This window comes from Saccharopolyspora erythraea, assembly GCF_018141105.1.
Taxonomy (GTDB): Bacteria; Actinomycetota; Actinomycetes; order Mycobacteriales; family Pseudonocardiaceae; genus Saccharopolyspora_D; species Saccharopolyspora_D erythraea_A.
Window position 1 is genome coordinate 5,497,264 of record NZ_CP054839.1, and the last position, 24,313, is coordinate 5,521,576.

Annotated in this window: 10 protein-coding genes; 4 read left to right on the plus strand and 6 right to left on the minus strand. The window is 73.2% G+C overall.

Annotated features, from left to right (window positions below; genetic code table 11):
• Positions 1-3 precede the first annotated feature (3 nt).
• On the minus strand, positions 4-12,402 hold the full coding sequence (locus HUO13_RS24620; protein ID WP_211897435.1) for a type I polyketide synthase: 12,399 nt from the start codon (positions 12,400-12,402) through the stop codon (positions 4-6).
• Positions 12,403-12,556: 154 nt separating this feature from the next.
• On the opposite strand from HUO13_RS24620, the gene HUO13_RS24625 reads away from it, so the two are divergent.
• Positions 12,557-13,888 carry a class II 3-deoxy-7-phosphoheptulonate synthase gene (locus tag HUO13_RS24625; protein WP_211897436.1) on the plus strand — a complete coding sequence of 444 codons (1,332 nt, stop codon included), beginning with the start codon at positions 12,557-12,559 and terminating at the stop codon, positions 13,886-13,888.
• Positions 13,889-13,984: 96 nt separating this feature from the next.
• On the opposite strand, the gene HUO13_RS24630 is transcribed toward HUO13_RS24625, so the two are convergent.
• From HUO13_RS24630 to HUO13_RS24645, 4 genes are all read right to left on the minus strand, one after another.
• Positions 13,985-14,974 (minus strand): glutathione S-transferase C-terminal domain-containing protein, encoded by a 990-nt coding sequence (locus HUO13_RS24630; protein ID WP_211897437.1) that lies wholly within the window; start codon positions 14,972-14,974, stop codon positions 13,985-13,987.
• Between the two features lie 178 nt (positions 14,975-15,152).
• Positions 15,153-15,854, minus strand: coding sequence for an HAD-IA family hydrolase (locus tag HUO13_RS24635; protein WP_211897438.1), 702 nt, complete (start codon positions 15,852-15,854; stop codon positions 15,153-15,155).
• Positions 15,847-16,941, minus strand: coding sequence for a Gfo/Idh/MocA family protein (locus HUO13_RS24640; RefSeq protein ID WP_211897439.1), 1,095 nt, complete (start codon positions 16,939-16,941; stop codon positions 15,847-15,849). The genes HUO13_RS24635 and HUO13_RS24640 overlap by 8 nt, the downstream gene beginning before the upstream one ends.
• Complete coding sequence (locus tag HUO13_RS24645) at positions 16,938-18,104, minus strand: DegT/DnrJ/EryC1/StrS family aminotransferase (RefSeq protein WP_211897440.1); 1,167 nt, start codon at positions 18,102-18,104, stop codon at positions 16,938-16,940. The genes HUO13_RS24640 and HUO13_RS24645 overlap by 4 nt, the downstream gene beginning before the upstream one ends.
• A 329-nt stretch (positions 18,105-18,433) precedes the next feature.
• Here HUO13_RS24645 and HUO13_RS24650 point away from each other — a divergent pair, with 329 nt between their 5' ends.
• From HUO13_RS24650 to HUO13_RS24660, 3 genes are read left to right on the plus strand one after another with little or no spacing between them, the layout of a single operon-like run.
• On the plus strand, positions 18,434-19,312 hold the full coding sequence (locus HUO13_RS24650) for an ROK family protein (protein WP_282976925.1): 879 nt from the start codon (positions 18,434-18,436) through the stop codon (positions 19,310-19,312).
• Positions 19,309-20,343, plus strand: coding sequence for a 3-dehydroquinate synthase family protein (locus HUO13_RS24655; RefSeq protein ID WP_211897442.1), 1,035 nt, complete (start codon positions 19,309-19,311; stop codon positions 20,341-20,343). Before HUO13_RS24650 ends, HUO13_RS24655 begins: the two co-directional genes overlap by 4 nt.
• Position 20,344: 1 nt before the next feature.
• Positions 20,345-21,160, plus strand: a complete 816-nt coding sequence (locus tag HUO13_RS24660) for a shikimate dehydrogenase family protein (protein ID WP_211897443.1) — start codon at positions 20,345-20,347, stop codon at positions 21,158-21,160.
• A 26-nt stretch (positions 21,161-21,186) separates the two neighbouring features.
• Here the strand turns inward: HUO13_RS24660 and HUO13_RS24665 are convergent, their stop codons facing one another.
• The gene (locus HUO13_RS24665) at positions 21,187-24,123 is read right to left on the minus strand and encodes a helix-turn-helix transcriptional regulator (RefSeq protein ID WP_349253335.1); all 2,937 of its coding nucleotides are present in this window, start codon (positions 24,121-24,123) and stop codon (positions 21,187-21,189) included.
• Between the last annotated feature and the right edge of the window lie 190 nt (positions 24,124-24,313).

The following is a 24,313-nucleotide window of genomic DNA, read 5'->3' on the forward strand; positions in this document are numbered from 1 at the left end:
CGGTCATGCCTCCTGGTCCGCGGCCATCCGTTCTTGCAGGTGCTCGGCGAGCATCTGCGGGGTGGGGTACTCGAAGAGCAGCGCGGTCGGCAGCCGCAGCCCGGTGTGCCCGGACAGCCGGTTGCGCAGCTCGACGGCGTTGAGCGAGGTGAAACCGACCTCGAAGAACGCGTCTTCGTCGGCCAGGCCGCTCTCCAGGTTGCCCAGCGTCGTGGCGGCTTCGGACCGGACCAGCTCCAGTAGCGCCGCGAAGCGCTCCGGTTCGGCCAGGGCGTACCAGCGTTCGCGGAACGACGGTTCGCCGTCCTGCTCTCCTTCCGCCGCCGGGACGGCGATCCGCTCGCGGACCTCGGACTCGGCGGTGCTCGACACCTCGGGCCAGTAGCGCCGGTGCTGGAACGCGTAGGTGGGCAGATCGACCCGGCGCGCACCGGTTCCGGCGAACACCTCCGGCCAGTCGACGCTCGCGCCTCGCGCGTACATGGTGGACAGGGCCGTGAGCACCGTCGGCACCGCGGGGCGGTCCCGGCGCATGGTGGCCACGCACTCGGCGTCCTGGCCCAGCTCGGCCAGCGACTCGGCGGCCATCGGCGTCAACGCGGCGTCCGGGCCCAGCTCGACGAAGGTCCGCACGCCCTGGTTCCACAACGTGCGCACGGCGTCGTGGAACCGCACCGGCCTGCGCACGTGCTGCACCCAGTACTCCGGCGACGCCAGCTCCTCGGCGGACAGGACCTTGCCGCTGACGTTGGACAGCACCGCGATGCGCGGCCGGTGGTAGGTCAGGCTCGCCGCCACCGCGCCGAACTCGTCGAGCATCGCGTCCATCCGCGGGGAGTGGAACGCGTGCCCCACCCGCAGCCGCCGGGTCTTCCACCCGCGGCTCGCGCACTCCTCGGCGACCGCTGCCACCACGTCCTCGTCGCCGGAGACGACGACCGAGGTGGGGCTGTTCACCGCCGCGATGTCGACCTGTCGCTCCCGGCCGGCCAGCAGCTCGGCGACGTCCTCCTCGCCGGCCTGGACCGCGGTCATCGCACCGCCTTCGGGCAGCGCCTGGATCAACCGGCCGCGACCGGCGACCAGCCGGGCGGCGTCCTCCAGCGACAGGACGCCGGCCACGTGCGCCGCGACGATCTCCCCGAGCGAGTGCCCGGCGACGAAGTCCGGTCGCACGCCCCACGACTCCACCAGCCGGTACAGCGCGGTCTCGACCGCGAAGAGGGCCGGCTGGGTGTAGGCCGTCAGGTCGAGCAGGCCGGGGTCGGTGGCGCCCGCGACGACTTCCCGCAACGGCCGCTCCAGGTGCGGGTCCAGCGCGGCGCAGACCTCGTCGAAGGCCTTCGCGTAGGCCGGGAAGCGGGCGTGCAGCTCCTCGCCCATCCCGATCCGCTGACTTCCCTGGCCGGTGAACAGCAACGCCAGACCGCCGCCGGCCACTCCCCGCACCAGCTCGCCACCGGGCTCACCGTCGCGCAGCGCGGCCAGCCCGTCCAGCAGCTCACCGCGGTCACTCGCCAGGACCACCGCGCGGCGTTCCAGCCCCGCCCTGGAGGTGGCCTGCGAGAAGGCCAGGTCGACCAGGTCCGCGTCCGGCTCGTCGGCCAGGTGCCGGGCGAGCTTGTCGGCCTGACCGCGCAGGCCGGCCGCCGACCTGGCCGACAGCGGCACCGGGACAGGCGTGCTCACCTCGGTGCGCTCACCGCCTCGGACCTGTGCGCCGGCGGGGGCTTCCTCCAGGACGACGTGGGCGTTGGTACCGCTGATGCCGAAGGAGGAGACCCCTGCGCGACGCGGCCGGTCACCGGCCTCCCAGGGCCGGGGCTCGGTCAGCAGCGACATCCCGCCGGAGGACCAGTCGACGTGCGGTGACGGCTCGTCCACGTGCAGCGTCCTGGGCAGCAGGCCGTGGCGCATCGCCTGCACCACCTTGATCACACCCGCCACCCCCGCGGCCGCCTGGGAATGGCCGATGTTGGACTTGACCGACCCCAGCCACACCGGCCGGTCGTCGTCCCGGTCGCGGCCGTAGGTGGCCAGCAGCGCGTCGGCCTCGATCGGATCGCCCAGTCGCGTACCGGTCCCGTGCGCCTCCACCACGTCGACGTCCGAAGTGGACAGACCGGCGTCGGACAGCGCCTGCCGGATCACGTCCTGCTGCGCGGGTCCGTTGGGTGCGGTGAGGCCGTTGGACGCGCCGTCGTGGTTGACCGCCGAGCCGCGCAGCACGGCCAGCACCTCGTGGCCGTTGCGCCGCGCGTCCGACAGCCGCTCCAACAGGAGCAGGCCCGCGCCCTCCGACCACGCCGTTCCGTCGGCGCCCGCCGCGAAGGCCTTGCACTTGCCGTCGGGCGCCAGGCCCCGATGCCGGGAGAACTCGACGTAGTTGTCGAGGGTGGCCATCAGGGTCGCGCCGCCCGCGACCGCCAGCTCGCACTCCCCGCGCCGCAGCGAGTGCATCGCCAGGTGCAGCGCCACCAGCGAGGACGAGCACGCGGTGTCCACCGTGAGGGCGGGGCCCCGCAGGCCGAGGGTGTAGGCGATCCGGCCGGAGGCGACGCTGCCCGCCGTCCCGGTCATCAGGTGTCCTTCGAGCTCGGCGGGCGGATGCACGAACAGCTTGGTGTAGTCGTGGTTGATCACGCCGGTGAACACCCCGACCCCGGCACCGCGCAGCGCGGTCGGGTCGATGCCCGCGCGCTCGAAGGTCTCCCACGCGACCTCCAGCAGCAGCCGCTGCTGCGGGTCCATCGCCACCGCTTCCCTCGGCGAGATGCCGAAGAACTCGGCGTCGAACGCCGCGGCGTCCAGGAACGCGCCCCGCCGGACGTAGAAGCTCCCCGGGGTGTCCGGGTCCGGGTCGAAGGCGTCCTGGTTCCACCCCCTGTCCTCCGGCAGGTCGGTCATGACGTCCACTTCGTCGCGCAGCAGCCGCCAGAACTCCTCGGGCCCGCCTGCCGCGCCGGGGAACCGGCAGCCGATGGACACGATCGCGATCGGGTCGTCGGAGATCGCGCCGCCGGTCACCGCCGTGGCGACCGGTGCCTTCTCCACCTCGATGTCCTCGCCGACGACCTGGACGCGAATGTGCTCGGCGAGCACCGCCGGGGTCGGGTAGTCGAAGACCACGGTGGTCGACAGGCGCAGCTTCGTGGCGTCGTTGAGGCGGTTGCGGACCTCGACCGCGGTGAGCGAGTCGAACCCGGCCTCCTTGAACGGGCGGTTCGGGTCGATCGCGTCGGAGGTGGCGTGCCCGAGCACCGCCGCGGCCTCCTTGCAGACCAGCTCCAGCAGCATCCTGGTCTGCTCGGCCCCGGGGGCGTTCGCCAGCCGTCCGGCCAGGTCCGACCCGGTCGCGGCCCGGCCGGCGACGCGCCGCCCCGGGCGGACCAGGCCCCGCAGCAACGGCGGCACCGGCTCCGACGACGCCCGCGCGCGCAGTGCCGGGAGGTCGAGCGAGACGGGCACGAGCGCGGCGTGGCCGGCATCCAGCCCGGCGTCGAGCAGGTCCATCCCGGTCTCGGTGGGCATCGGCTGGAGCCCGTTGCGCCGGTGCCGCGCGGCGGCGGTGTCGTCGAGCGCCGCCGTCAGGGCGCTCGTCTGCGCCCACCAACCCCACGCCAGCGACACCGCGGGCAGTCCGGCCGCCCTGCGCCGCTGCGCGAGGCCGTCCATGAAGGCGTTGGCCGCGGCGTAGTTGCCCTGCCCCGGGTTGCCGAACACCCCGGCCGCCGACGAGAACAGCACGAACCAGGCCAGGTCCAGGTCAGCGGTGAGCTCGTGCAGGTTCAGCGCGGCGTCGACCTTCGGGCGGAAGACCGTGGCGATCCGCCCCTCGTCGAGCGCGGAGATCACCCCGTCGTCGAGCGCGCCCGCCGTGTGGACCACACCGGTGAGCGGGTGGTCCGGCGGCACCGCCGCCAGCAGCCGGGCCAGCGACTCGCGGTCGGCGACGTCGCAGGACTCGACCGAGACCCGGGCGCCGAGCCGGGTGAGCTCCTCCGCCAGCTCGGGGGCGCCGGGAGCGTCCATCCCCTGCCTGCCACAGAGGATGAGGCTCCGCACGCCGTGCTCGGTGACCAGGTGCCGCGCGGTTTCGGCGCCCAGCGTGCCGGTGCCGCCGGTGACCAGGACGGTGCCGCCTGGCTGCGGCGCGCGGGGCACGGTCAGCACGACCTTGCCGACGTGGCGGGCCTGGCTGATGTGGCGGAACGCCTCCGGTGCCCGCCGGACGTCCCAGACGCTCAGCGGCGACGGCGTGATCGCACCCGACTCGAACAGCTCCACGAGGTCGGCCAGCATCTGACCGGTCCGGTCCGGTCCCGCCTCGTAGAGCGCGTAGGCCTGATACCGGACACCCGGGTGGGCTTCGGCGACCTGCCCGGCGTCGCGGGTCTCGGTCCTGCCGAGCTCCAGGAAGTGCCCGCCGCGGGGCAGCAGCGACAGCGACGTTTCGGCGAGCTCGCCGGTCAGCGAGTTCAGCACCACGTCCACCCCGCGACCACCGGTGCGTTCCCGGAACAGCTCGCCGAACTCCGCGGTGCGGGAGGAGGCGATGTGGTCGTCGGTCAGGCCGAGGGACCGCAGCGCGTCCCACTTGCCGGGGCTGGCGGTGCCGAACACCTCGGCGCCCCAGTGGCGCGCGAGCTGGGTGGCGGCCATGCCCACGCCGCCGGCGGCCGCGTGCACCAGCACGGACTGGCCCGCGCTCAGCCCGGCGAGGTCGCGCAGGCCGTAGTAAGCGGTGAGGAACACGACGGGCACCGAAGCCGCCTGCTCGAACGACCAGCCCCACGGGATGCGGGCCAGCAGGCGGCGGTCGGTCACCGCCTCGGTCGCGAAGGCGCCGTAGTCGCCGACCACACCCATGACCCGGTCGCCGGGAGCCAGGTCGGTCACGGCGTCGCCGACCTCCAGCACGACACCGGCGGCCTCACCGCCCAGGCCGTGCCGTACCCCGAGCATGTCCAGCGTGATCAGCACGTCCTTGAAGTTGACGCCCGCCGCGCGCACGGCGAGGCGGACCTCGCCGGGTGCCAGCGGCGCCGGGTCCTCCGGCAGTGCGACGAGCGCGAGGTCGGCCAGCGAGTCGCCGCCGTCGGCGACCTCCAGCCGCCAGGAGCGGCCGGGCGCCGCCAGTTCATCGGAGTGGCCGGCCAGCCTCGGCGCGTGGAAGTTCCCGTCGCGCAGCGCGAGCTGGGGCTCGTCGGCGGGCAGCGGCGGCAAGTGGCCGTCGAGGCGGTCGGCGTCGACGATCGTGATGCGCCCGGGGTTCTCCGACTGCGCCGAGCGCACCAGACCCCACACGGCCGCCGCGGCCAGGTCGCGGACCTCGTCGGCGTGGTGGACCGGCACCGCGCCCCGGGTCAGCAGGACCAGGTGGCCGGACTCCAGCACCGGTTCGGCGAGCCACCGCTGGACCAGTTCCAGCACGCCGGCCGCGACCGCCCGCACCCGTGCGGGGTCGGTGTCGTCGGCTTCGGGCTCCACCCTCGCCAGCACCACCCCGGGTACCGGGCTTCCGGCGTCCAGTGCCCGGACGAGCGCGTCCACGCTCTCGTGCTCCGGCAGCTCCGCGGGCCCCCAACCCGTGCCCAGCACTGCCGAAGGGGTGGCCGCGTCCCCGTCTGCCTGCGGGACCGGTGTCCACGCCGTCCGGTACATCGGAGCGCGTTGCGCGCTCCTGCCGGCGGCGAGCTTCTCGTCCGGAGCCGGGCGCAGGACCAACGACTCGATGGACGCCACGGGATGTCCCAGCGGATCGGCAAGGCTGACCGAGATCTCGTCCGGACCCGAGGCCACCGCGCGCACCCGCAGCTGCGAGGCGCCCGAGGCGTGCAGCCGGACACCGCGGAAAGCGAACGGCAACCGCAGCTCGCCCGCCGCGTCGTGGCGCAGCTTCACCGAGTGCAGCGCGGCGTCCAGCAGTGCCGGGTGCAGACCGAACCGCTGCGCCTCGGCCGCGTGGGCGTCCGCGAGCGACACTTCGGCGAAGAACTCCTCGCCGCGCGCCCACGCCGCGCGCACGCCCTGGAACGCCGGGCCGTACCCGTAGCCCGCGGCCGCCTGGTTCTCGTAGAAGCCGGTCACGTCCACGGGTTCGGCGCCCTGCGGAGGCCACTGCTCGAAGTTCGCGTGCGGGGCCTCGCCGGTGGCCGCGAGGAACCCGGTGGCGTGGCGGGTCCACGCCTCGGACGGGCCGTCGTCGGCCCGGGAGTGGATCGCAACCTGCCTGCGTCCCCCGTCATCGACCCCGGAGACGCTCACCTGCAACCGCACGCCGCCGGTGGCGGGCAGGAGCAGCGGCTGCTCGATGACCAGTTCTTCGACGACGCCGTGGCCGACCTGGTCGCCGGCGCGGACGGCCAGCTCCACCAGCGCGGCACCGGGCACGATCGGCGTGCCCGAGACCGCGTGGTCGGCCAGCCACGGATGTGTTCGCAGCGAGAGCCGTCCGGTGCACAGCACGCCGCCGGACTCCGGCAGCGCCACGACTGCACCGACGAGGGGGTGGTCGGCTTCCTCCAGACCGGCCGTGCTCACGTCACCGGTCTGTTCGGAGGCTTCCAGCCAGTAGCGGCGGTGCTGGAACGCCTGGGTCGGCAGCTCCACGCGACGGGCGCCGGTGCCCTCGAACACGGCGGTCCAGTCGATCGGCACACCCGCGACCCACAGCCGGGTCAGCGAGGCCAGGAAGCGGTCGAGTCCGCCGTCGTCGCGGCGCAGCGACCCGGTGACCACGGTGGTCACCGGCTGCTCCCGCCGGTCCAGGCCATCCTGCACGCTGGTGGTCAGCACCGGGTGCGAGCTGGACTCGACGAACGCCCGGTAGCCCTGTTCGGCCAGGGCGTCGACCGCCGCCCCGAAACCCACCGTCCGGCGCAGGTTGCGGTACCAGTACTCGCCGTCGAGCGCCGCGGTGTCCAGCCACTGCCCGTCGACCGTGGAGAAGAAGGGCACCTCCGCGGTGTGCGGCCGCACGTCGGCCAGCACCTCCAGCAGCTCCTCGCGGATGCGCTCCACGTGCGAGCTGTGGGAGGCGTAGTCCACCGGAATCCGCCTGGCGCGGACGTCCTCGGCCTCGCACTCGGCGAGCAGCTCCTCCAGCGCGCCGGGCTCGCCCGCCACCACGACCGAGGTGGGCCCGTTGACCGCGGCCACCTCCAGACCGGGGCGCAGCCGGTCGGTGACCCGGTCCAGCGGCAACGACACCGACATCATGCCGCCGTGGCCCGCGAGGCCTCGCCGGATCGCCTGGCTGCGCAGGGCGACGACCTTCGCGGCGTCCTCAATGGACAGCGCCCCGGCCACGCACGCCGCGGCGATCTCGCCCTGCGAGTGACCCACGACGGCATCCGGCGTGATCCCGTACGAGCGCCACAGCTCGGCGAGCGAGACCATCACGGCGAACGAGACCGGCTGCACGACGTCCACCCGTTCCAGCGAGGGAGCCCCTTCCCGCTGCCGCAGCACGTCCCGCAGGGACCAGTCGACGTGGGGTTGCAGCGCCCGCTCGCACTCGGCGATCCGCGCCGCGAAAACCGGGGACGAGTCCAGCAGCGCGGCCCCCATGCCCGCCCACTGCGCTCCCTGTCCCGGGAAGACCATGGCCAGCTTGCCCTCGACGCCCGCGGAGTCCGCCACGACCTCCTGCGGCCGCTCACCGGCGGCGAACGCGTTCAGCGCCGCGACCGCGTCGGCCGGGTCGCCTGCCACGACCGCCGCCCGGTGCTCCAGCGCCGCGCGCGTGGTGACCGAGGAGAACCCGACGTCCGCGGGCCGGTGGCCGGGACGATCCGCCAGGAACGAAGCCCACCGGCCGGCCTGCGCCCGCAGCCCGTCGGCCGACCGCGCCGACAGCACCCACGGCACCGGGGCGGTGCTCCCGGCCTCCTCGGGGGCCGCGTCCGGCTCGCCGGCGTGCTCCAGGATCACGTGCGCGTTCGTCCCGCTCACGCCGAACGAGGACACGGCCGCACGACGGGGGCGGTCCAGCTCCGGCCACGGCCGGGCCTCCCGCAGCAGCTTGACCGACCCGGACGACCAGTCGATCCGGGAGGACGGCTCGTCCACGTGCAGGGTCCTGGGCAGCACGCCGTGCCGCATCGCCTGAACCGCCTTGATCACACCGGCGACGCCCGCGGCGGCCTGGGCGTGACCGATGTTGGATTTCAGGGAGCCCAGCCACAACGGCTGGCCGGCGGGACGGCCCTGGCCGTAGGTGGCCAGCAGCGCCTGCGCCTCGATCGGGTCACCCAGCCTGGTGCCCGTTCCGTGCGCCTCGACCGCGTCGACCTCCGCGGCCGACAGCCCGGCGCTCGCCAGCGCGCGCCGGATCACCCGTTCCTGCGCGGGACCGCTCGGCGCGGTCAGGCCGTTCGACGCTCCGTCCTGGTTGACCGCCGAGCCGCGCACCACTGCGAGCACCTGGTGTCCGTTGCGCCGGGCCTGCGACAGCCGCTCCAGCACCAGCACGCCAACGCCCTCGGCCCAAGCCGTGCCGTCGGCCGCCTCGGCGAAGGCCTTGCACCTGCCGTCCGGGGCCAGGGCGCGCTGCCGGGAGAACTCCACGAACGACGTGGGCTTCGCCATGACCGCGACGCCGCCGGCCAGCGCCAGCTCGCACTCGCCGTCGCGCAGCGCCTGCGCGGCCACGTGCAGCGCCACCAGCGAGGACGAGCACGCGGTGTCCACCGTCACCGCGGGGCCTTCCAGACCGAGCGTGTAGGAGACGCGGCCGGAGGCGACGCTGCCGGAGTTCCCGGTGCCCAGGTAGCCTTCCAGGCCCTCCGGGACGCGGCCGAGATCGCTGGCGTAGTCGTGGTACATGACGCCGGAGAAGACCCCGACATCGGCGCCGCGCAACGAGTCCGGGGCGATCGCGGCGCGTTCGAGGACCTCCCACGAGACCTCCAGCAGCAGCCGCTGCTGGGGGTCCATCGCCTCCGCCTCGCGGGGCGAGATGCCGAAGAACTCGGGGTCGAAACCGGCCACGTCGTCGAGGAACCCGCCGTGGCGCACGTAGGACTTGCCCGCCCGGCCCGGATCGGGGTCGAACAGCTCCTCCAGGTTCCAGCCCCGGTCGCCGGGGAAGTCGCCGACCGCGTCGCCCTCACCGGCCACGAGGTCCCAGAGCTCCTCGGGAGAGGACACCCCGCCCGGCAGGCGGCAGCCCATGGCGACGATGGCGATCGGTTCGTCGGAGTGCGACACCACCCGCGCATCCGCGGCTGCATTCGAAGGTTCCCCGCCGAACAGCAGCGAACGCAGGTGCCGGCCCACCCTGGCCGGCGTGGGGTGGTCGAACGCCAGCGTCAGCGGCAGGTCGAGACCGGTGCTCGCGGTCAGCCGGTTGCGCAGCTGCACGGCGGTGGCCGAGTCGAGGCCGAGGTCGCGGAAGGCGCGGTCGGAGGGGACGGTCGCGCCGTCGGGCATGGCGTAGAGCCGGGCGACCTCGCCGCGCACGAGCTCCACCAGCGTCCGGCCCTGCTCCTCGCGCGACAACGGCGCGAGCCGCTCGCGCAGTTCGGACGCCGTGCCGTCGTCGGGCGCATCGACCTGGACCGGCACGTCGATCAGGTCCCGCAGCGCCGGAGGGAGGGACCCGGACCCGACCGCGGTCGAGTCCAGCCGCAACGCGAGCACCGACGTGCGGTCGGCGAGGTGCGCGGCGTCGAACATCGCCGCGTGCTCCCGGCCGGTGAGCCTGCCCAGGCCGGCGGGCACGGACCAGTCCTCGTGCTCGCCCGGTCCGAGGACCACCGAGAGCGCGGGCAGTCCGCGTGCCGCGCGATGCCGCGCGACGGCGTCGAGGAAGACGCCGGCAGCCGCGTCGTCGGCGCTGCCGGCTCCGCCGAGCGTCCCGGCGGCCGAGGAAAGCAGCACGAACGCCTTGAGACCGGTTTCCAGGGCCAGCTCGTGGAGGTTGAGCGCACCGTCCATGGTGGACAGCGCTTCCCGTCCGGCACCCGCGGCGAACACCACCGCGGCCGGCCGGTGCCCGGCCAGCAGTCCCGCCAGCGCATCCCGGTCGGCCACGTCGCAGGCGGCCAGCGCGACCGACGCACCGGCGGCGGTCAGCTCCGCGTGCAGCTCCCGGGCCGCGAGGTCGGCGTCCCCGCCGCGGCTCACCAGGAGGAACCGGCGAACGCCGTGCACGGCGGCCAGGTGCCGCGCCACCGTCGCGGCCACCGCGCCGTCGGCACCGGCGACCAGCGCGGTGTCCCGCGAGGTGAGCTGCAACGGGCGTCGTGCGCCTCCGGTCGCGGCCACCCGGTTGGCGCGGGGCCGCAGCGCCACCCCGGATCGCAGCAGGAGCTCGGGTTCGCCCGAGGAGACGGCATCGGCCAGTGCCGCCGCCGAACCGGCGGCGGGTTCGAGGTCCACCAGGACGACACGTCCCGGGTGGGCTGCCCGCAGGGCGCGGACCGCGCCCCACACCGGCGCCGCGACCAGGTCGGGCACCTCGTCGTCCGGCCCGGCGGCCACCGCCGCCCGGGTCACCACGACCAGGGTGCCCGCCGAGAAGCGCTCGTCGCCGAGCCAGGACTCCGCCTGCTCGGTGACCACCCGGACGCGGTCGCGCGCCTCCTCAGCCGGCGACGCGGCTCCGCCGGCGGCCGTGCCCGCCACCTGGAGCACGGTGACCTCCGGGGCGGACTCCGCCGAGTCCACCGACTCGGCGAGCTCGTCGGTGTCCGAGTACCGGTCGACGGATCTCCCCTGCGAAGCGAGGGAGTCGGCCACCCCGAAGACGTCCGGGCCGACGACGGCCCACTGCTGGGCCGCGGCCCTTGCCTGCGGGACGGTCGGCAGCGGGAGCCAGTCGAGCTGGAAGAGCAGTTCGTGCCGCGCGCCGCCTGCGGCCCTGAGCCTGGCGGGCCGGTCGAGCAGCACGTGGCGGGTGATCTTGCCCGACGCCGTCCGCGGGATCCGGTCGATCTCGTAGAGCTCCTCGGGCACCTTGATGTAGGAGAGCTGCTCCCTGCACACCGCCAGCAGGTGCTCGGGGTCCAGCCCCTCGGGCCCCGGGACCAGGAACGCCACCGGGACCTCGCCCAGCACCTCGTGCGGCTTGCCGACCACGGCCGCGTCGGCCACGCCCGGTACCGACCGCAGCACGGCTTCGACGTCACCGGGGTGGATGTTCTCCCCGCCGCGGATGATCAGTTCCTTGATTCGGCCGCTGATCGTGAAGTAGCCGCTCTCGTCGCGCCGCGCGAGGTCGCCGGTGCGGTACCAGCCGTCGTGGAAGACCGCGGCGGTGGCCTCGGGCTGGTCGTGGTACCCGGCCATGACGCTCGGGCCCTGGACCCAGACCTCGCCTTCCTCGCCGGTGGCGACGTCGACCAGGGTCTCCGGATCCACCAGCCGGACGCCGAGACCCGGAACCGGCAGTCCGCACGAGCCCTCGACCCGCGCACCGGTCGGCCAGTTGATGGTGATCGACCCGCAGGTCTCGGTGCTGCCGTAGGCATCCAGCAGCGGGGCGCCGAATGCCTGCTCGAACGAGCGCCGCAGCGCCGCGGTGGTGATCGCCCCGCCCACCAGGCACATCCGCAGGTCCGGCAGCGAGAGCCGCTGCTCGCCCGCCGCGCGCACCAGGTGGTGGTACATCGTCGGCACCCCGGCCAGGAACGTGGTGGAGTCCTCGCGCAGCGCGTTGAGGACCTCGTCGGCCGAGAAGCCGTCGAGCACCCGCGCGGTGGCCCCCACCGCGGTCACGCCCAGCACGCACGCGATGTGGGAAAGGCTGTGGAACAGCGGCAGCGGCCAGAGCACACTGTCCTCTTCGGACAGTCCGGGGATCGGCACGTAGCAGGCCGCGACCGACCACAGGCAGTTGCGCTGCGAGGACAGCACGCCCTTGGGCCTGCCGGTGGTCCCCGACGTGTAGAGCATCCAGGCCGGAGCGTCGAGGGGCAGGTCGTCCCGGGCGGGAGTCGCCGGGTCGGTGACGGCCAGGTGGGCGTAGGAGACCGTGCCGCTGGGTACTGGCGCGTCGCCGACGACCACGATCCGCCGCACCCCGCCGCCCGCGGCGCGGACCTGCTCGACGTGCGCCTCGTCGGTGATCACCACCCGCGCCCCGCTGTCCTCCAGCAGGTAGGAGAGCTCGGCCTCGGTGACCCGCGGGTTGAGCGGCACCCCGATCGCGCCCGCCCGCAGGATCGCCAGGTAGCTCTCGACCACCTCCACCCGGTTCCCGAGCAGGATCGCCGCGCGGTCGCCGGGCTGCAGACGCAGGTCGGCCAGGTGCCCGGCGAGCCGCCGGGTGCGCAGCTCCAGGTCGGCGTAGCTCACACTCAGCCGGGAGTCGCGGAACGCGATCTTGTGCTCGAGGCGGGAGGCGTGCGACCGCAGAAGCTCGGGCAGCGGCCGAATGAGCTCCGTACGCAGCATGTGGTCACAATCCTTTGCAGCGGGGGCCGGGAGATCTCGCCGGACAGTCTCGCCGAGGACGGCGCTCACCAGTCCCCAGACGACTCCCCTACACCCCCCTTGTTCCGCTCCGCGCCGGACTCCGGCGGACCCCCGGACGCATACTCTCGACGGCGTGCGCAACCTCGATGCCTGGCGCGGCCTTCCCGCCGCGCAGCAACCGGAATGGCACGACTCCGCCGAGCTCTCCGAAGTCCTCGACGAGCTCTCCCAGCTGCCCCCGCTGGTGTTCGCCGGCGAATGCGACCAGCTCAAGGACCGGCTCGCCGCCGCCCAGCGCGGCGAGTCCTTCGTGCTGCAGGGCGGCGACTGCGCGGAGACCTTCGCCGGGGCGACCGCGTCCGCCGTGCAGAACAAGCTCAAGACGCTGCTGCAGATGGCGGTGGTGCTGACCTACGCCGCGCAGGTCCCGGTCGTCAAGATCGGCCGGATGGCCGGGCAGTTCGCCAAACCCCGTTCCAGCTCCGACGAGACCAGCGACGGGGTGACGCTGCCCGCCTACCGGGGCGACGCGGTCAACGGCTTCGAGTTCACCGCCGAGAGCCGCAGGCCCGACCCGCGACGGCTGATCCGCGCCTACCACTCCAGCGCGACCATCCTCAACCTGTGCCGGGCCTTCGCCAACGGCGGGTACGCCGACCTGCGCCAGGTCCACGCCTGGAACCAGGACTTCGTGGCCACCAGTCCGGCGGGCAAGGACTACGAGCACCTGGCCTCCGAGATCGACCGGGCGCTGGCGTTCATGCGCGCCTGCAAGGCCGAGCCCGCCGAGGTGCACACCGTCGAGTTCTGGTCCAGCCACGAAGCACTGCTGCTGGACTACGAGAGCGCGCTGACCAGGGTCGACCCGCGGACGTCGTGGCCCTACGCGGTGTCGGCGCACATGGTGTGGATCGGTGAGCGCACCCGCCAGCTCGACCACGCCCACCTGGAGTGGGCCTCGCGGATCCGCAACCCCCTGGGCGTGAAGCTGGGGCCGTCGACCACGCCGGACGACGCGCTGGCCATCATCGAGCGCCTGAACCCGTCGGCCGAACCCGGCAGGCTCACCTTCGTCACCAGGATGGGCGCGGACCGCATCCGCGACGCCCTGCCCCTGCTGGTGGAGAAGGTCACCGCCAGCGGCGCACCGGTCACGTGGGTCTGCGATCCCATGCACGGCAACACGTTCCGGTCGCCGAGCGGGTACAAGACCCGGCGGGTGGACGACATCTTCGACGAGGTGACCGGGTTCTTCGAGGTGCACCGGGCGCTGCGGACCCATCCCGGCGGCATCCACATCGAGTTCACCGGCGACGAGGTGACCGAGTGCGTGGGCGGCGGCCACGGGCTGCTGGAAGCCGACCTGCACCACCGCTACGAGACCGTCTGCGACCCCAGGCTGAACCGCAGGCAGTCCCTGGACCTGGCCTTCAAGGTCGCCGAGCTCTACCGCCTCTCCACCTGAGCACAGGCGCGAGGAACGCCGTGAGCACGCTGTCGCGTGGTCACGGCTTTCTTGCGTTCGGGTGATGCGGGAGGAGGTGAGCTGGAAAGCCGCCTCTCACGACTCCGACAGGCGCTCCCGGCCGTGCGGCTGCTCCCAGTCGGCGTGCACGGGTGCCACCTCGAGCCGGTCGATGCCGGCGTTGACGAACGCCGGCCTGCCGACGTCGAAGGTGTCGAAGTCGGTGCTGTCGCGGAAACCGGGCCGCTGGTACAGGTCGCGGGCGTAGGCCCACAGGTTCGCGAAGTCCGGCAGCGACCGCTCGCTCATCCCGCTCATCGGGTTGTACAGGCGGTCGAACCGGACCAGCGTCGGCCACAGCCGCACGTCGGCTTCGGAGATCGAGTCACCGACGAGGTAGCGCCGGCCCGCCAGCCGCTCGTCCAGCCGCCGCAGCGCGCCGGACATCCGCTCGCGCCACTGGTCGTACTCCTCCTGGGTCGTCGCGGCAGCGGCCTTGTACGGGGCGTTGTTGACGTTGTCGTAGACGTACTGGTTGATCTCGTCGATCTCGGCGCGGTGCTCCGGCGGGTAGAGCCGCACGCCGGGGTCCGCCCACTCGTCGAACTCGGTGCCGAGGTCGATCGTGATGTCGGGAAAGTTGTTGCTGACGATGCGGCCCGTGCTGCGGTCCCACAGCACCGGCACCGAGAGGTGGCCGGGAAATCCCGGCTCGGTGGCGTCGTACGCCTGTTGCAGCAACGTGAAGCCGTTCACCGGGTCCGGGCCGCGCCGCCCTCGGAAGGCCCAGCCGCGTCCGTCGCGGTCGTCGTCGACGTAGGACAGCGAGACGACGTCCCGCAGTCCCTTGAGAGCGCGCACGATCGCGGTGCGCTGCGCCCACGGGCACACCCACGCGATGTAGAGGTGGTAGCGGCCGGGCTCGGCCCGGTAACCGCTCGACCCGTCGGCGGTCACCCGGTCCTGGAAGGCGTACAGCGGACGTTGCCACCCGGAGGAGGTGTCCAGCCGTCCCGGCCCGTAGTGCCCGTAGGTCTCCAGGTCGACGGGGCTCGCGTAGGCGGGATCCGCCGTGGGTGAGGGCATGCGCTCTCCTCCTGCGTGGCCGGCGCGCCGCGGCCGCGCCGATTCTGGTCCTGTGCCGGGAAGTCTACTTGCGCTCGGGAAGCGGCGAGGTGCTTTCCACGTCGTGGTCGCACCCCGCCGGAACGCGTCGTCGGCCGCCGCCACCGGTGGGGTGGCCGCGGCCGACGGCGGTACCGCACTACCTCGGGCCGGCCCTTTCGGAGCCGGAACCGCTGCGCTGCAGCGCCGGCTCCGAGGCCCGCACCGGCGGGCACAGCGCGAGGAGCTCGTGCGGTGCCCGCAGCGCGACGTCCGGCCCGGCGGCCAGCAGCACCGCCTCGTCGATGTCGGCCCACAGCGCCGCCACCGCGGCGACGCCGGCTCCGCGAGCGCTCGCCAGGTCCGTGACCGCGTCACCGATCATCATCGCCCGCTCGGCCGGTTCGCCGAGCAGCTCCAGCGCGCGCAGCACGATGTCCGGGGCGGGCTTGGGCCTGGCAACCTCGTCGGACCCGATCACGTGGTCGAAATGGCCGAGGATGCCCAGCCGGTCCAGCAGCGACCGCGCGCGGGACCCGGCCTTGCCGGTGGCCACCGCGAGCCGGATCCCCCGCCGGTTCAGCTCCGCCAGCAGCTCCTCGACACCGTCGAACACGGTGACCTGGTCGGCCAGCCGGTAGCTCTCGCGGACGAAGGGCTCCTCCATCTCCAGCGGCAGCCCCATGATCCGCATGATGTCCGGGAAGTAGCGACCGAGGTGGCGGGTGTACTCCTCGAACGGCGCGGGTTCGTCGCCGACGACCTCGGCGTAGGCGATCCGGAACGCCTCGCGCATGACGCCGAAGCTGTCCACGACCACTCCGTCGAGGTCGAACACGACCGTGTCGAACTCGTCAGGCACCGCGGACCTCCAGAAGATCGGCCGAGGGCCTGGCCTGCCGTGCCGAGGCGTAGGCCCGCTCGATCACCTCGATCGTCGCGCGCGCCTGCGCGATCGCCACGCCCCTGCTCGCCGGATCGGCCAGCAGCGCGGGCAGCTCGTCGAGCTGCCGGGTGTACTCGGCGCCGATCTGCTCGCCGGCGACCGGCACCGGCGCGGTGACACCGTTGTGGGTGCGGGTCAGCACCGAGTCCGGCAACCGGTTGGTGCTGAACCCGAACGTGCAGCTCAACGACACGGCCCCGGCGGCGCCTTCGACGGTGATCCGGGTGGTGTCGCGGGCCTCGTGCGACGCCCAGCTCGCGCGCAGCGACACCGAGACACCGCTGTCGGTGACGACGAACGCCCGGACCGTGTCCTCGACGTCGCCCGCCGGCTGGTCGCCGCGCTCCTCCTCGCGCCAGGCCGCCCGCAGGGACGGGTTGTTGACGAAGTCGGCCGACGTCGTCGCGACCACCTGCTCGAAGACCGCGGGGCCCACCAACGGCCCGGCGATGTCGAGCAGGTGCCACCCGAGGTCGACCAGCGCGCCACCGCCCGCCAGCTCGCGGTTGGTGAACCAGCCGCCCGCGCCGGGCACGCCGCGCGCGCGGACCCAGGACAGGTCCACGTGCCGGACGGGGCGCAGCTCGGCCGCGAGCTCGTGCAGCGCCCTGACGTCGGCGCGGTAGTTCGCGGCGCTGCCGGCCAGCAGCACCGCGCCGCCCTCGCGCTCTGCGATGGCCAACCGGTCCGCCTCGGCCACGTCCAGGCACACCGGCTTCTCCAGGAACACCGGGATGCCGCGCTCCAGCAGCCGGCAGGCGACCGGGCTGTGCAGGTGGTTCGGCACGGTCACCACGGCGATGTCCACATCGGACTTTTCGAGGCGGTCGAGGTCGTCCAGGACCGCGAGGCCCTCGCGCTCGGCAGCCACCTCCCGCGACCGCGGGTCGGGGTCGACGACCGTGACGACCCGGTACGCGGGGTGCGCGGTCAACCGGGGCAGCCAGATCGACTGCCCCGCCCAGCCGAACCCGACCAGGGCGACGCGGACCGGCCCGCTCACTTCGCCCCCAGCACGTCGGCGATGATCTCGGCGACGTCGTGCATCTGCTGCTCGGTGCCGAGCAGGGTGCGGTGGTGCAGCCAGATCCCCTCCGAGGCGATGGCCTCGGAGTTCGGGCAGCGCTCGGCGAGCGCCTCCACGCCCTCCTCCGGAGCACCGGTCTCCCAGAACCCGTCGGTCCGGTAAACCGTGCGGAAGACGACGAAGGCGGGCAGGCCCCTGGCCACCAGCTCGTCTACCAGCTCGTTGCGGCCCTGCTCACCGAGGCCGGGCACGCGGAACATCGCCATGTAGTGCGGGACCCGGTCGGCTCGCTCGTCGCGCCCCTGCGGGACCACGCCGGGGATCTCGGCGAGCAGCCGCCGCAGCACCGGCGCCCGCTGCTCGCGGGTGTCGATCTGCTCGTCCAGGCGGCTGAGCTGTCCGCGCAGGACGCTGGCGGAGAACTCGTTCATCCGGAAGTTCGAGCCCGAGGTCTGGTGGAAGTACTTGCGGTCGGTCGGCGGGCGCCCGCAGCTGTGCCGCAGGAACGCCGCGTCGCGGGAGGCCTGGTCGGGGAAGAGCACCAGCCCGCCCTCGCCTGCGGTCATCAGCTTGCCGTTCTGGAAGCTGAAGGCGGAGATGGAGCCGGTCTCGCCCACCCTGCTGCCGCGCCACCGCGACCCGTGCGCGTGCGCGGCGTCCTGCAGCAGCGGGACTCCGTGGTCGGCGGAGAGCTTGCCGAGGCCATCCATGTCGCTGAAGTGACCGGCCATGTGCACGGGCATGATGGCGCGGGTACGCGGGGTGATCGCCGCTTCCGTGGCGGCGACGTCGATGCAGTAGGTCTCCAGGTCGACGTCGACCGGGACCGCCACCGCGCCGAGACGCTGCGCGGCCTGCGACGACGAGATGAAGGTGAACGCCGGCACGATCACCTCGTCACCCGGGCCGACGCCGAGCACCTGCAGGCCGAGCTCCAGCGCGTGCGTGCCGTTGGTGACCGCGAGCGCGTGCTCCGCCCCGTGGTAGGCGGCGAACTCCCGCTCGAACGAGTCGACCTCGCTGCCGCCCATGCGCCACCACTGGCCCTGTTCCAGCGCGCGGATCAGACCGGTTCGTTCCTCGTCGCCGTACTGAGGCCATTCCGGGAATACCGGAGCAGTGCGTCGAGAAGCGTTCATATCCCGTTTCCTTTGCATGCCTGGATTTGCGCGGGTCACAACGTTTTCCACGAAAAGATCGCGGGCCGAACCTAACCAGGGCGGGAATGCGGCACCACCCCCTAGCGACCCCCTACGGTTCCCCAGATCCCGGTTGCTCTACCTGCGTCTTTCACGTCGCCAAGCACGCTGCTACCGTCTGGCTCGACAAGCGGCGGACCTACCCCGGCAAGCAATTCCCGCGAACCGGAGGACATATTCCGCCCGAATCCCCGGTCAACGGTCGGGGTGGACCGTGCCGGCAACTCGTCTCCACCTAGGACACTGGAGTCGTCATCAACTACCTGGGAATCGACATCGGCGGCACCAAAGTGGCCATGCGCGCCGAAGGCGAGGACGCCGAACCGCACGAAACCTCCTTCCGCTGGCCCGTTCCGGCGGAGGTCCGCGCCGACCTCGCGGCGTTGGAGTCGCACGTCGCGACGTTGCGCCACCGATGGCCGGAACCGTTCGACGCCGTCGGCGTGGCGGTGCCCGCGACACTGGATGCGGCGGGGCGCGTGCTGACCTGGCCGGGGCGGCCGGTGTGGGAAGGCGCGGACCTGGTTTCCCGGCTGCGCGCGCTGTTCCCCGGTTCGGCGGTGCGGTGCGCCGACGACGGTGATCTCGCCGCGCTCGCCGAGGCCGACCGGGCGGGCTGCCGCGACGTGGTCTACATCGGTGTCGGAACCGGCATCGGCGGCGGAGTCGTGGTCAACGGCGAGTCGGTTCCGGGCCCTGCCCGCGGTTCCTGCGAGATCGGCCACCTGGTCGTCGACCCCTCAGGGGACAAGTGCGACTGCGGGCGGCTCGGCTGCGTCCAGGCCGCGGCTTCGGGCCCGGCCGTCCTTCGCCGAGCGGGCGAACTCAGGGGTTGCCCGGTCACCTTCGACGAGCTGCGCGCGGCTTGGGCGGACGGGCAACCGTGGGCCCGGAGCGCGCTGGACACCGGAGCCGCGGCGCTCGCGACGGCCGTGACCGGCCTGTGCGAGCTGGTCCACCCGGACCTGGTGCTCATCGGCGGCGGATTCGCCGCCGCCCTACCGGATTTCGTGCCCGCCGTCGCCGAACGCACGCGGCTGCTCGCGCGGCCGGGCTCGCCGGCGCCGCCGGTCGAAGCGGCCGCCCTCGGCGGGCTTTCTTCCCTGCACGGTGCCCTGTTGCTGGCCAGACGAGAGGAATCGGCATGACGACCGCGCAGTCCCGCAGGATCGAGGTCGCGCTGGGCGAGCGCTCCTACCAGGTGCACGTCGGCGCGGGCGTCCGGCACGAGCTTTGCGAGGTCATCGCCGGGATCGGTGCGCGCCGGGTCGCGCTCGTCACCGCCCGACCACCGGAGTGGACGCCGGAGACCGGGGTGGAGACGCTGGTCATCCAGGCCCGCGACGGTGAGCGGGACAAGACGCTGTCCTGGGTCGAGGAGATGTGCCGCAGGTTCGCCGACTTCGGGCTGACCCGCTCGGACGCGGTCGTCTCCTGCGGCGGCGGCACCACCACCGACGCCGTGGGGCTGGCCGCCGCGCTCTACCACCGGGGCGTGCCCGTGGTGCATCTGCCCACCTCGCTGCTGGCCCAGGTCGACGCCAGCGTCGGCGGCAAGACCGCCGTGAACCTGCCGCAGGGCAAGAACCTCGTGGGCGCGTACTGGCAGCCCAGGGCCGTGCTCTGCGACGTCGAGCACCTCCAGACGCTGCCCCCGCGGGAATGGACCAACGGCTACGGCGAGATCGCGCGCTGCCACTTCATCGGCGCGGGCGACCTGCGCGGACTGCCGCTGGTCGAACAGATCGCGTCGAGCATCGCGTTGAAGTCCTCGGTCGTGGCCGCCGACGAACGCGACAGCGGTATGCGCCACGTGCTCAACTACGGCCACACCCTCGGCCACGCGCTGGAGCGGGCCACCGACTTCCGGATGCGGCACGGGGAAGGCGTCGCGATCGGCACGGTGTTCGCCGGGCGGCTGGCGGGCGCGCTGGGCAGGATCGACGCGCGACGGGTCGACGAGCACCTTGAGGTCGTCTCAGGCTACGACCTGCCGACCCGGCTGCCGGAAGAGGTCGGTACCGGCGAGCTGATCGAGCTGATGCGGCTGGACAAGAAGCGAACCGAGGGCGACGGGCTCACCTTCGTGCTCGACGGCCCGAACGGGGCGGAGCTGGTGGAGGACGTGCCGGTGCCGGTCGTCGCCGAGACCATCGACGCGATGCCGAGGATGTCCTGAGATGCCCGGCATCAGCGGCACGACCCGGCTGTTCGCCGTTCTCGGCGACCCCGTGGACCAGGTGCGGGCACCGGAGCTGCTCAACCCGCTGTTCGAGCGGCTGGGCCGGGACGCCGTCCTGTTCCCCGTGCACGCCACCCGGCCGCACCTGGCCGAGATCGTCCGCGGACTGTGCCGCGTCGGCAACCTCGATGGCCTGCTCGTCACCGTGCCGCACAAGATCGAGATCTGCCGGTTCGCCGACGAGCTGAGCCACGCCGCCCGGATCTCCGGTTGTGCCAACGCACTCCGGCGCGAGCCCGGCGGTGGGTGGTTCGCCGACAACTTCGACGGCGCCGGATTCGTCCGGGGCCTGCGCGGCAGGGGCCACGAGGTGACCGGGAAGCGGGTCGCCCTGGTCGGCGCGGGCGGGGCGGGCGCGGCGATCGCGGCGGCACTGCTCGACGCCGGGGTCGAGCACCTCACGATCTGCGACCTGGACCGCGCGCGGCTCGACCACGTCCACGCCCGGCTGGACCGGCTCTGGCCCGGCCGGGTGGGGTGCGAGGCGGCGCCGCGGCTCGACGGCGTCCACCTCGCGGTCAACGCCACCCCGCTCGGGCTGCGCCCCGAGGACCCGCTGCCCTTCGAACCGTCGGCGCTCGCACCGGACTGCGCGGTGGCCGACATCATCATGAAACCGCGCGAGACCCGGTTGTTGCGCACCGCCGCCGGGCTCGGACACCAGATCCACCACGGGAACCACATGCTGGACGAGCAACTCGACCTGTACCGCGCGTTCTTCCACCTCGACGAGGCGACGACCGCCACCCCGTAGCCGCCGCGGGTCGGCGCGCGGAGCGCTCACGCCGAGCGCGCGGTGGCCGACCATAGCTCGACCGGGAGCTCGGCGCGGCGTTTCACCTGCAGCTTCCGGAAAACGCGGGTGAGATGCTGTTCGACGGTGCTCGCGGTGACGAAGAGCTTCTCGGCGATCTCGCGGTTCGTGTATCCCATGACGGCCAGCGAGGCCACCCTGCGTTCGGAGTCGGTCAGCGACGAGATCCTGCCCTCGCCCGCGACCAAGTGCCCGCGCGTGGCGTCCCCGCTGACCGCCAGCAGCCGCTCCTGCAATGAAGCCGCGCCGCACAGCCCGGCCAGGTGCCACGCGCGGCGGAAGATCGGCCGGGCCCGCCGGTTGTCGTTGAGCTCGTGGTGGGCCTCGCTCAGGTCGGTCAGCACGCGCGCCTGCTCGTAGCGGTCACCGCACTTCTCCAGCAGCTCCAGCGCCTCGTTGAGCAGCTGCGGCCGCCTTCGCGGCGCGTTGGTCGCGGCCAGCAGGCGCAACGCGGCTCCCCTGCTGCGGGCCTGTTCCGGACCCGGCTGGGCGAGCTCGTCGTAGGCCAGCCGCCGCGCCTCGTCGGTGTTGCCGAGCTGCAACCACGCCTCGGCCGCGCCGGTGCGCCACGGCACCAGACCCGCCCGGGACAGCCCCCAGTCGTTGGTCAGGTCGCGGCAGGCGGTGAAATCGGCCAGCGCCGCGTAGGGGTGTGCGGTGGCGAGGTGGTGGTGGCCGCGCGCATACAGGTAGTGCAGGCCGTAGCGGCTGTGGAACATCGCGTCGTCGACCTGGTGGACCAGGTGGCGTGCCGCCTCGTCGTGCTCGCCCAGCCGGGTGTGGGCCAGCACGAGCGCGCTCAACGGCAGCCCGACGGCCACGCCCCACGCCTGCGGCGTCAGGTGCCGCAGCGCCACGCCGGCCTGCTCGATCGAAGCCCTGAACTCCCCGCCGCGCAGCAGGAGCTCGGAGCGGACCGAGGCGATGATCGCCCGCAGGGCCGGGGTCTGGTGGCTCGAGGTCGCCGCGGCCAGCTTCCGGCACCAGTCGCAGGCCAGCGCGATCCTGCCCCCCTGCACGAGCACCACCAGCGCGAGCATCGTGGCTTCCTCACACCACATCGTGCCGCGGGTGCGGTACACGTCGCGCAGCGCCCGCTCGGCCTGCTCGACCGCCTTCGCGCTCTGGCCGCGCACCAGGACATCGGCCAGGTTCGCGGTCGTGTGCAGCCACGGGTCGCCCGACGACGTCGCGAAGCCGCCGGGCCGCGACCAGCGGGCCGAGCGCTGCGCACCGGCGGCCAGCGGCGGATGCGCGTAGCCCAGCCAGAGTTCGACGTCGCGCGACTCGACGGCCGGATCGTCCGGCTTCTGCCGTCGCGCCCGGCGCAGGTTGTCCAACACCTGCCGCGCCTCGTCGACGCGACCGTGCCAGAGCAGCCGCCGGACCAGCGCGGCCCGGTCCGAGCCGTCCAGCCTGCCCGCGTCGGCCGCCGCGGCCAGCGGGCCGAGGTGCGGCAGCACCGAGCCGGGACTCGTGCGCCACTCGGCCTCGGCCAACCGCGCGCGGATCGCGGCCCGCTCACTCTCCTGCCCGCACGATCCGTGCGCGAGTTCCAGGCACTCGATGGCGAGGCGCGGTTCCCCCTCCAGCAGCGCGACTTCCGCCGCTTCGCGCAGCACGTTGCGCGCCCAGCTCTCGGAGGCACCTTCGGCCTGGACGAGGTGGCGGGCCACCGCGGACACCGGCGATCCGCCTTCGTGCAGCAGCCGTGCGGCGCGGTGGTGCATCAGCGCCCGGTTCTGCGCGGTGGCCAGCACGGCCGCGACCGCCTGCGGGCTGCGGAACGCACCGTCCCGCAGCAGACCTGCCGCGGTCAGCGCCTGAAGCACGTGGCCGACGCGGTCCGCGTCGGACTCCGTCAGCGCGGCGACCGTCCCGGTCGTGGCGTCCTGGCCCAGCACGGCGACCGCACGCGCGACCTCGGACATGAACGGCCCGCCCCGTTGCAGGCAGCTCAGCAGCGCCAGGTCGTGATGCTGCGCGGTCCGGCCCGCCAGGTGGTCGTCGATCAGCGCGTGCAGCAGCAGCGGGTTTCCGCCGCTGGCGGCGGTGAAATCGGCGGTCAGCCGTTGCGCGGCGAGGTCGCCGGCCCGCTGCGAGACCACCTCGCCGACACCCGCCGCCGACAGCGGCGCGAGCTCGATCCGCCGGAAGTGCGGCTGCCGCACCAGTTCGGAGTGCAACGGCCAGGGCACGGCGGGCAGCCGGGTGTCGGCGGTGAGCACCACGAGCACCCTGGACGACTGCGAGCGGCGCAGCAGTTGCAGCAACCAGGTCGCCGATCCCTGGTCCATGTGGTGGGCGTCGTCGACGGCCAGCAGCAACGGCGTGTCCCGCGCGCGGTCGAGCACGGCCGAGCACAGCTCGCGGAACACGCGCAGCAGCTCGGAGGCGATCTCGTCGTGTTCGACCAGTGCGATGGCCGAGTCGAGCAGCCCGGCGTCCAGCAACCTGGTGTAGCGGTTGTCGATGCCGCGCACCAGCTGGCTGAGCACACCCCCGGGCAGCGTCCGCTCGGTCCGCGAGCAGTGCGCGGTCAGCGCGAGGAAGCCCGCACGCTGCGCCCGTTCGACGACGTTGCGCAGGAACTCGCTCTTGCCGCAGGCCATCGGCCCGTCCACGAGAGCGACCCGCCCCGCCGAGCCTGCGCTTTCCCGTTGCAACGAACCGACCACACGATTCTGCTCCTCGCGCTCGGCAAGAATCACCCGTTCCCCCTGTACGAGCTCCGGTTTCTCCGGTAGCGGCCATGCCGGAGGAGGTGCGCGCGATTTGCGCACGCGGCGCAGCGCACGACTCATCCCCAGCACAAAACTGGACGCACCCGCTCGAGAGTTCACGCATCGCCGATTCTGCGTCAACGTGATCCTGGTAACTTTCGCCCGTTTGGCGGCACGCATTTGCGCCCTGCCGCCGTCACGAAAAGTTAACTACCTCGTCCGGCTCTGTTCTGCCACCTTTATCGCCCGAGGCCACCACTATTTGTCAGGTGTACCGCCGCGACACTTCCACAATGAATTGAAAAAATCTTCGGGTTCCCGACCGAACACGCTGTGCGGTATAACTGCCTCGATCCCGCCCGGAGCACAC